The organism is Streptomyces sp. NPDC044061, from assembly GCF_056434305.1.
The window spans coordinates 1-3088 of the sequence record NZ_JBWKFL010000146.1 but is presented as its reverse complement, the minus strand read 5'-3'; the positions used below and the strand labels follow the sequence as shown (position 1 = coordinate 3088).

General features: G+C 66.8%; 3 protein-coding genes and 1 pseudogene. 3 read left to right on the top strand and 1 reads right to left on the bottom strand.

The window, feature by feature from the left end; all coding sequences use genetic code 11:
* The 3 genes and pseudogenes from AC07CM_RS50615 to AC07CM_RS50605 all read left to right on the top strand — a co-directional run.
* A pseudogene (locus AC07CM_RS50615) lies at positions 1-120 on the top strand (RNA-guided endonuclease TnpB family protein); the annotation flags it as partial.
* A 107-nt stretch (positions 121-227) separates the two neighbouring features.
* A complete protein-coding gene (locus AC07CM_RS50610; protein ID WP_478883316.1) occupies positions 228-1799 on the top strand; it encodes an ISL3 family transposase in 1572 nt (523 codons plus the stop codon).
* 134 nt (positions 1800-1933) lie between these two features.
* Positions 1934-2524, top strand: coding sequence for an alpha/beta hydrolase (locus AC07CM_RS50605; RefSeq protein WP_478883315.1), 591 nt, complete (start codon positions 1934-1936; stop codon positions 2522-2524).
* 28 nt (positions 2525-2552) lie between these two features.
* Here AC07CM_RS50605 and AC07CM_RS50600 read toward each other — a convergent pair.
* Positions 2553-3088 (bottom strand): ATP-binding protein (locus AC07CM_RS50600; protein WP_478883314.1); only part of this gene is annotated, 536 nt, incomplete at its 5' end.

Here is a 3088-nt window from a genome sequence, read left to right as displayed (position 1 = left end):
CTGAACTACACCCAGCGCGGCTTCCGGCTGAAGGACGGCCGTCTGCACCTCGCCGGCGGCATCGTGGTGCGGCCGGTGTGGTCACGTGAACTGCCTGTCGACGGTCACGTAATTCGGCTCTGTCGCTGATCTTGTGATCGGGTGATCTCTGGGCGGCGCGGCTGTGATCATGATTCGCGTGTACTTCGCAGAGCTTCGAGGCGCTTCTTCCCCATCTGGCCGGTGTCGTGGTCGAGTTGGTCGAGCGGACGATCGGCAGGATCACCCTGCATGCACGCGTGCGTGCGGCCGATGGGCTGTGCCCGCACTGCGGCAGTTCGTCGGGCCGGGTGCACGGCCGGTATCTGCGACGGTTGTCGGATGCGGCGATCAGTGGTTCCCGGGTGGTGATCGAGCTGCTGGTGCGCCGGTTCCGGTGCCTCAACGCCGCGTGCGCGGCCGTGACGTTCGTCGAACAAGTCGCCGGGCTGACCAGCCCGCATGCCCGCTTCACCCCGCTGCTGCGCGGGATGCTGACCAGCATCGCGGTGGCGCTGGCTGGGCGGCCGGGGAGCCGGCTCGCGGCAGCTCTCGGAGTTCAGGTGGCAAAGGACACGCTGTTACGTCTCCTGCGAGCCCTTCCCGAAGAGCCAGTCGGGCAGGTCAGGGTGCTGGGTGTTGACGATTTCGCCATGCGCAGGGGCGACTCGTACTCGACGATCTTGGTGGATCTGGAACAGCACCGCCCGATCGACGTGCTGCCGGGCCGCGAGGCCGAGCCGCTGGCCGCCTGGCTCGCCGACCACCCCGAGGTAGAGATCATTTGCAGGGACCGTGGCGGGGCCTATGCCGAAGGCGCCCGCACAGGCGCCCCGCAGGCGACACAGATTGCCGACGGCTGGCACTTGTGGAAGAACCTCGGAGAAGCGGTGGAGAAGACAGTCGGCGCCCATCACGCCTGCGTCCGGACCGTGTTCGCGAACACCTTACCGGCCACCCTGCCGCCCGGCGACGACATCTGGCAGACTCCGCCGCCCGTGACCGACTCTACGCTCGACGTCTGCGGGCGCGAGCGCCGCCTGGTGACCCGGACGAAGGAGCGGTACGCCGCCGTGCAGCAACTTCTGGCTGACGGCAGCTCGTTGGCGGGGATCTCCCGAACGCTGCGGCTGGAACGAGCCACCGTGCGCCGCTTCGCCCGCGCCACCAGCATCGACGAACTGCTCGTCAAAGCGACGAACCGCACCAGCATCCTCGACCCGTACATGACCCACCTCCACCAGCGGTGGAACGACGGCTGCCGCGACAGCGCGCAACTCCACGAGGAAATCCGGGCACTGGGCTTCCCAGGCAGCATCCAGACCACCCGGCGCTATCTTCGGCCCTTCAAGTCCTCCATCACCGCACCACCAGCACCCCGTGTGGCTCCGCGACCCCGCCGCATCGTGAGATGGATTATGACGAACCCCGGCAACCTCCCGGACGAGGACGCTCTCGCGCTCAAGGAGATCCGTGCGGGCTGTCCCGAGCTGGACGCGGTCACCGGGCATGTCCGCGACTTCGCGACGATGCTGCGGGACCTGACCGGCAGCGAACTCCCCGCCTGGATGGAGCGCGTCGAACACGACGACCTGCCCGCACTGCACTCCCTGGTCAACGGCCTGCGCCGGGACCAGGACGCCGTCATCGCCGGCCTGTCTAGCTCCTGGAGCTCCGGCCAGGTCGAGGGCCAGAACACGAGGGTGAAACGGATCAAAAGGGATGGATACGGCCGGGCCAACTTCGACCTCCTCCGCACCCGCATCCTGCACAGATCCTGACCCACCCGATCACAAGATCAGCGACAGAGCCCGTAATTCCCCAGGGTTCATGGTCACGTAATTCCCCAGGTGGTGGTTGCGACAGCGTTCGAGCACCGAGAGTCACATGATCAGCTGACTAGTAGTCTGCGGCCATGTCTGATCCCGTTCCCTTCGCCATGCCCACCCGTTTCGACGGAGGCCGAGATCGTGTCGCAGTTGTCGTTCCAGGTGTCGGTTACTCGCCTGCCAGGCCGCTACTGCACTTCGCCCGGAGCGTCCTGCTCCAGCACGGCTGGACGGTCCAGGAGCTGTGGTGGCAGATCCCCGATGGGTTCGCGCAGTTCACGGTGGACGACCGGATCGCATGGGTGGAGCGGCAGGTCACCGAGGCCATCGAAGCCGAGGCGGGGGCCTGTCGGCTCGTCGTCGGCAAGTCCCTGGGCTCCCTCGCCTGCGGCATCACAGCTGACAGGAACATCCCGGCAGCCTGGCTCACCCCGCTCCTGACCAACGACCACGTCACCGCGGCTCTCCGGCGAGCCATGGAGCCGACCCTCCTCATCGGCGGAAGCGCCGACAAGCTCTGGGATTCACGAATTGCTGCGTCCCTGCGACACGATGTCCTGGAAGTGCCCTCGGCGGACCATGGCCTGGAACTTGCGGACGATGCCGCAGGATCGGTTGAGGTCCTGCGGCAAGTCGTCTCTCGGCTGGACCGCTTCATCGGATCGCTCGGCTGCTGAGGGCTAACAAGATCGGCTCGGGTGAGTTCTAGCCGCTGGCGGAGGTGTCCGGCTTGCCGACGGGGCCCTTTGGCCGCTTGTTGGGCCGGTAGCTTGGGCCGTTCATGATGACTTGGTGGCTGGAGTTGATCAGCCGGTCCAGCAGCGACTCGGCGACGACGGGGTTGGGGAAGAGGGGATACCAGTCGCTGGGCGCCCTGTTGCTCGTGATGATCAAGGACCGGCCCTGCCGCTCGGAGACGAGTTCGTAGAGGTCGTCGGCCTGGGATGCGGACAGTTGGCGCATGGCGAAGTCGTCGAGGATGAGCAGGTCGGGGCGGATGAGTTCGCGCATGCGCTTGTCCCAGGTGCGGTCCGCGTGGCCGCCGGCGAGCTCGGCGAGGATGCGGCTGGTCTTGGCGAAGCGGACGTTGGCGCCCTGGCGGACGGCCTGGTGGCCGAGGGCCTGGGCGACGTGTGTCTTCCCGACGCCGCCCGTTATCGCCGGTTCGATCGTGATCTGAGCATGTCGTCGCAGCTCAGGGTGGTTCTTCGATTGATGTGACGTGGTTAGCAGGGGCCGAT

What these genes read in the sequence shown, in the direction of transcription:
- AC07CM_RS50605 (WP_478883315.1), top strand. Translation starts at nt 1,934, where the DNA reads ATGTCTGATCCCGTTCCCTTCGCCATGCCCACCCGTTTCGACGGAGGC.